Source organism: Fibrobacter sp. UBA3718 (genome assembly GCF_002371935.1).
Lineage (GTDB): Bacteria > Fibrobacterota > Fibrobacteria > Fibrobacterales > Fibrobacteraceae > Fibrobacter.
This window is the reverse complement of record NZ_DFHR01000028.1, coordinates 1-6,015: the sequence shown is the minus strand read 5'-3', so window position 1 is coordinate 6,015 and position 6,015 is coordinate 1. Positions and strand designations below refer to the sequence as shown.

The 6,015-nt window shown below is 57.1% G+C and carries 6 protein-coding genes; all 6 read right to left on the bottom strand.

What is annotated here, in order from left to right; all coding sequences use genetic code 11:
* Positions 1–416 (bottom strand): septal ring lytic transglycosylase RlpA family protein (locus B4A77_RS12815; RefSeq protein ID WP_290741245.1); only part of this gene is annotated, 416 nt, incomplete at its 3' end.
* 9 nt (positions 417–425) lie between these two features.
* The gene (locus tag B4A77_RS12810; protein ID WP_173381750.1) at positions 426–2,339 is read right to left on the bottom strand and encodes a tetratricopeptide repeat protein; all 1,914 of its coding nucleotides are present in this window, start codon (positions 2,337–2,339) and stop codon (positions 426–428) included.
* A gap of 65 nt (positions 2,340–2,404) precedes the next feature.
* Entirely contained in the window at positions 2,405–4,120 is a 1,716-nt protein-coding gene (locus B4A77_RS12805; protein ID WP_290726328.1) for a tetratricopeptide repeat protein, read from the bottom strand.
* Entirely contained in the window at positions 4,120–4,968 is an 849-nt protein-coding gene (locus tag B4A77_RS12800) for a sigma-70 family RNA polymerase sigma factor (RefSeq protein WP_173365738.1), read from the bottom strand. The genes B4A77_RS12805 and B4A77_RS12800 overlap by 1 nt, the downstream gene beginning before the upstream one ends.
* Positions 4,969–5,026: 58 nt before the next feature.
* Positions 5,027–5,323, bottom strand: coding sequence for a DUF971 domain-containing protein (locus B4A77_RS12795; RefSeq protein WP_173365739.1), 297 nt, complete (start codon positions 5,321–5,323; stop codon positions 5,027–5,029).
* On the bottom strand, positions 5,320–6,015 hold a 696-nt coding region (locus B4A77_RS12790; protein ID WP_290741241.1), incomplete at its 5' end, for a P-loop NTPase. The genes B4A77_RS12790 and B4A77_RS12795, both read right to left, overlap by 4 nt.

The window sequence follows — 6,015 nt, the reverse complement described above, 5'->3', positions numbered from 1 at the left end:
ACCACCTCGGCGTGACCGACCTTGTCAAGGCCTATCTTTTTCCCGGCGGCGACACTCAGGTCGAGGATGCGACCATCGACGTACGGGCCCCGGTCATTCACGCGCACCACGACGTTGCTGCCGTTGTCGACGCGCACCACCTTCAGTTTTGTACCGAAGGGCAGGCTCTTGTGCGCACAGGTGTAGTCTTCCTGGTCAAAGATTTCTCCGCTCGCCGTCTGCTTGCCATGGAATCCGGGTCCGTAATAGCTCGCCTCACCCCGAATCTTCAGGCCGATTTCGGCTTTTTCGCCAAACGCGTAATGCTTTTCGGGGAAACGCACGTAGCCCTTGCGCGATGCGATTTTCGCATTGCCCGCCGCACATCCCGAAATAAGGACCGCGACACACGCCAACGAAGCCAGGAACGCGCGCACAGGCCTCCCCTACTCGAAATCGTACATGCTGTTGTACGTATTCTCGAGCACCTCGTCTTCCTTGGTCTTGACCTCGGCCTGCTTTTCTTCGGGCTTCTTGCTAAGGTTCTGGTAATACTGCGCCGAAAGCTGCTCTATGTGCTCGACACTTTCCTTCACACGCTTGCGCAAGCGTTCGAGGTCGGAATCCGACGTCTTGAGTCTCGTATTCAGGACCTTCGCCGCTTCCTGGCCCCACGGAGTGCGGCCATGCTTGTCGCGAAGGGTCTTGTAGATTGCCACCGCGCTATCCAGGCGCTCCGGATTCATGCGATAGTAGATAGCCTTCATGTAGAGGGCCTGGATTCCCGATTCCGTGTCCGGATATTCGTTGTAGAGGCTGTCGAATACGGCAAAGGCATTCGCATACGCCGTATCCACGAGTTCCATCTGGTCGAGAGGAATTTCCGTCGCCACCGTCCAGAGGCTCTCCGCGCGCATGTAGATTTCGCGGGCCTCGTCGTCGCGGGTCTTGATGGTCACCTTCATGCCCAGGTTCGCCTGCGCCTGCTTTGCGTACTCGGTACCCGGGAACTTCTCGATAACTTCCTTGTAGAGTTCTTCCGCCTTGTCCTCGTCACCCTTGAACTCGTCGTAGATAAAGGCCCGCGCGTAAGTCGCCCGCAACACCTTCACCGAGTCATCCGTCGTCTCGATAATTTCCGTAAGCCTAGCAATCGCGCTGTCCACTTCGGAAAGCTTGAACAGGAACAGTTCCGCAATCGCGAACTCCACGCCGAAAAAGTGGTCCATGTTGGGAATCGAATCCTTCTGCTTCATGTCATCGCTCTGGTTCCTGAGCGTGACAAGCTTGCGCAGGGCATCGCGGCGTTCGCGGCTCATCTTGCCCCATTCCGAAATCGTCCTCGAGATAAAGCTGCTGTCGTAGTAGACCATCGCCTGTTCGTAATTGAGCTTCTTGGTCTGCTCGTAGTCGCCGAGGTTAAAGTAGCTGCGGGCCGCATTCGTCGACTTCGGGTATTCCGTGTTCACCTTCTGGAAGATGACAAAAGCGTCGGGATAGCGGTCGCCGAGCAAGGTAGCCTCACCGATACGCACCAGGTAATCCCCCTTCTTCGCCTCATATTCCGGATTCTTGTAGAGTTCCTTGTATTCGTCGGCGCCCTTCAGGTATTCCTTCTTGTTGATGAGGCATTCCGCAGCCTGTTCGCCCGCCGTCTGTCTTTCGCGCACGGTCAGCTGTTCGATTTCGGGAGCCTTGTAATGTTCCCGCGCCTTGTCCCAGTTTTCCTTTTTGTAGTAGAGCCCCGCCAACCGGAAGTGCGCCTTCGCCCGCATGAAGGGCGTCCCCGCCGTATCGGCCAGCACCGCTTCCAAGGCGGCAATGGCCTGGTCCGGATGTTCCGATTTCTCATCCAGAAGCGAAAGCAGGTTCAGCCCCTGGAAATAGTAAGGATGGTCCTTGCTTGCAATGACAGGTTCCAGGGCAAACCGGCTGATGTTGTATTCCTGGTTCTTGTAAAGGCAGTAGGCACGCTGGTATTCCACCGTGCGCATGGAATCGTGGTCGGCGAAATAGCGTTCAAACTCGTCGTACTTGATTATCGCCTTGCCCCATTCGCCCTTGTGACGGAAGGATTCCCCGATAAGGAACACGGCTTCGGCAGTGCGCTTCTTGTTCTTGGGAAAACGTTCGAGGACGCGGGAGCCCTTCTCGATGACCTTGTCGTATTTCTGGCGTTCTTCGCTAGACGGCGAAGACGCTTCCGCATCGGGCACGCTATCCAGACGCGCCGTCCGCATCTCGGTCGCCTCGTCGTACAGGCGTTCCGCGTTAAACATGTGGTTCAGGTATGCGCAACACGTGCAGCCCTCGAACAGAAAGGCGGCAAAAACGAGCACGATATAGCGGATGCGCAACATATGTGTAAAAATACAAAATTAGCCACCGCCGTTATCCGGCAACGTGGCCAATTTTCGGCAAAGTTCTAGAATTCCTTCAGGTAGGGAATATAGTCGCAGAGCTTGAGCCCTGGCGGAAGCGCGGACTTGTCGAAACGGACCATGCGCACTTCAGCCTGCACCCCCACGAACCGGGCGAGGATTTCGAAGTTATCCTGCGTCTCCCACACGGCGGCATCGATAACGACGCTGTCGCTGCAGACCGTCTCGCCCGTGCTGCTGCCGATTCCCGATATGCGGGAGTTCTGCTTCAGGAGCCGCGTGTAGATTTCGGGGGCAAGCCCGATATGGTTCGAAGAAGAAGAGGAATCAAAAACCGTCACATGGACCTTGCGGAAATGGTTGAGCGAATCGAACACCACCGTATAGGTATGACGGTAGGGCGCCTCGTAGAAAGTCTCCTGCCACACGTTCGTCTTGATGGGGCGAAAATTGCTGATGGCGTACTTCTTGAAAAATTCACCCGGAGTCGCTCCGTAGCGGACAAGGTAGTGCCCAAGCATCGTCGTGAAGTCATGTTCCTTTGTCGGCGCCGTCGAGCCCTTGATGCTGTCGAGTGCACGGTTCAAGTTCGCGGCCAGGCCGTCGGAACCCGAGACCGGCGCAGGCTTCGTCACGTTCGCTTCCTGGAGGCGCAACTGGATATCGGGATATTCCGCATCGCGCCCCATGATTTCCTGGAACTGGATGCGGGCACGTTCAAATTCGCGGCCCTTGAGAAAGGCAAGGCCGAGAGCTTCGCGCAGCGGCAGGTTTTCAGGATAGCGGTCCACCAGCGGTTCCAGGATATCGATGGCCATCTGCGCACGGTCCCTGGGCGTGAGGTTCACCGCGGAGCCCGGTCCCGGAGGAGACTTTTCACCGAGCGTGGCAGATGCGGCGGCAGCCTTCTTGAATTCGGGGCGGAACGCGAGGATGCGCTGATAAATCTTGTCGGCGGCATCGAAATGCCCGCGGTATTCCGCGAGGTATCCCTGGAGCAGCATAAGTTCCGCATCTACGGGATACTGCGAAAGGGCATATTCCACAACGGCAGAACAGCTGTCGAGCATGCCCTGGTCGTGATAGAGTTTAGCGAGAGTCTCGTAAGCGCGCGGGGAGTTCCCCGCCGAAAGGCTGATGGCCGTGCGCGTCTCGGCGACCGCCTGCGCATAGCGCCCTTCGTTCATCAGGAGCATCCCGTACCAGAGCCTCGCCTCGTAAAGGGCAGGCGCCTTTTCTGCCGCAGCGCGGACCAGCTGCATGGCAAGCGAGGAGTTTCCTGCAGCGAACGCCTTGCGGCTTTCGAGGTAAGCCTCGACGCCGGAATTGGGATAGGCCGTCTGGAGGCGCGCCACCAGCAGGTTCAGGCGTTCCCTTTCTTGTTCCGTGAGGGAATCCATTTCGAACAAAGTATTAACTTCACCCCACACAGCAGGCATCAGGCTCGGAAACAGGAGGACCACCGCATCGAGAATCTCGTAGGCGGGACGGCTGGAGCCGGAACGGGAAAGTTCAAAAGCGCGACGGACTTCGGTCTGGGTCTGCAGGGGAAGCTGTTCGAGCTGCTTGTTCATGTCGGGAGTGTCGCCACGGACTACCGTAGTTCCCGCAGGGACCCCGAACGGGACTCCATCGACCGAAATCTTGGAAGGGCCGAATTCTTCATAGAGCCTGAAGCCGCCAAAAGCAAGGAGGGCTCCGCAGCATACAGCCAGAAACCAATATGCGGCCTTACGAGCCGCCGACGATGATCGAGACATTAAAGCTCCAGGAAATCGACAAGTTTTTCTTTATGTTCCTTGCTACGCTGCAGGCGGCGCAAGGTCTTGTTCTTGATTTGACGGACGCGTTCACGGGAAAGGCGCAGGTCTTCGCCGATATCCTTGAGCGTCGTGTCTTCCACGGTGTCAAGTCCATAGAACATGCGGAGGATTTCCTCTTCACGGCGCGGGAGCGAAGCAAGCGTTTCCTGGATGAGCTTCTTGCGTTCTTCCTTCTCCATGTCGTCGTCCTGGTTGCCGTCGGAACCAAGCACATCCATGAGCGTGCTCACGGAATCGGCTCCGCTTCCGCCGACATCGTCACCGATAGGCGCATCCAGGGAAATATCGACAATCTTTTCCATCACCTCGACGATGTCCTTTTCGAACGGGGCGAATTCTTCCATGGAAATCGTCTTGTCGTAGTCGCCGCCATTGAGCATCAGCGCGCGCTTGAAGCGGTTCACAAGAGCAAGCTTGTTGGGCGGAATACGGACGGCGCCCACCTGTTCAAACAAGGCCTTCTGGATGGACTGGCGGATCCACCACACGGCATAGGAGATGAACTTCACGTCCTTATCCATGTCGAAGCGCTTTGCCGCCTTGAATAGTCCGAGGTTGCCCTCGTTGATGAGGTCGAGGAGGGCGAGGCCGCGGCCCTGGTACTTGCGGGCGACGCTGACCACGAAGCGGAGGTTACCGCGAATCAACCGCTGCAGTGCGGACTTGCGGATTTCTTCACTCTCGTCCGACCTGATAATCGTCAAGAGCGCCATCTCCTCCTGCGGGGAGAGCGTCGGATAACGATTCAAATCGCGAAAATAAAGCGCTTCGTTAAAATCACTCATAACCTTTACACCTATCTATCCATCTTCCATAACCTTTCGGTCAAACAAATATGGTTTTTTACGCGTTTTTCGTCAATTCTTTTAACTTGTCGTAAGGGTAAATTCCCGAGTTGTGACCATCGCTAAAGGTCAGTCCCGCCGCATAGCGACCGATGGATTGGACCTTTACCAATTTTATATCGGCAGAAACGGTGGATTCGTCAAGCAGTTTTTCGCCGGTATGCTCGTCGACACAGAGCGCACAGGGGCATGCGAGGCGAAGTTCGCGTATGGAACATGCTCCACGTGAACTATCGTTCCACTCGAACCCGAGCCTGCCGTCCTTTGTCCTGAAAATCTTCTTGGGCTGAATCATACGTCCTCCTCCGGAAGTTCCGCGAATTCGAAATTGAAAGTCTTGAGAACGCCGTCGCCTTCGGATTCAAAAACCGAGAGCGCCCGGACAGTCGCATCGGCCGCCTGCATAAAAGCCTTCGCCGATTCGGAGTTCGGGTACCGGAGCACGGCCGGAGTTCCCTCGTCGCCACAACCCGCCACCGCAGGTTCAAGCGGCACCTTCGCGATGAGCGGCACGCCCCAGCTTTTCGCGATGCGTTCGCCACCGCCTTCGCGGAAGATGTTGTGGTGCTTGCCGCACTGGTCGCAGATAAAGTAGCTCATGTTCTCGACGACGCCCACCACAGGAACGCCCACGCTGTCGAACATGGCGAGCCCCTTGCGGCAGTCTGCGAGCGCCACCTCCTGCGGCGTGGTCACAACGACCGCTCCCGCCATCGGGCAGTTCTGCGTGAGGGTGAGCTGGATGTCTCCCGTTCCGGGAGGAAAGTCCACCAGCAGGTAGTCGAGCTTGCCCCACCGCACGTGGTGGATAAAATGCTGGATCATCTGCGAGACCATCGGGCCGCGCCAGATGGTCGCCTTGTCGCTATCGGCGAACATACACATGCTGACGATACTGATGCCGCCCTTCGCCTCGACAGGCGCAATCGTGTTGTCGTCGAAAACTTCGGGAGCGCGGTCGATGCCGAACATGAGTCCCATGGAGGG

Bases quoted from the DNA above. Each gene is read 5' to 3' on its own strand.
- B4A77_RS12810 (WP_173381750.1), bottom strand. From the start codon at position 2,339: ATGTTGCGCATCCGCTATATCGTGCTCGTTTTTGCCGCCTTTCTGTTC.
- B4A77_RS12805 (WP_290726328.1), bottom strand. From the start codon at position 4,120: ATGTCTCGATCATCGTCGGCGGCTCGTAAGGCCGCATATTGGTTTCTG.
- B4A77_RS12800 (WP_173365738.1), bottom strand. From the start codon at position 4,968: ATGAGTGATTTTAACGAAGCGCTTTATTTTCGCGATTTGAATCGTTAT.
- B4A77_RS12795 (WP_173365739.1), bottom strand. From the start codon at position 5,323: ATGATTCAGCCCAAGAAGATTTTCAGGACAAAGGACGGCAGGCTCGGG.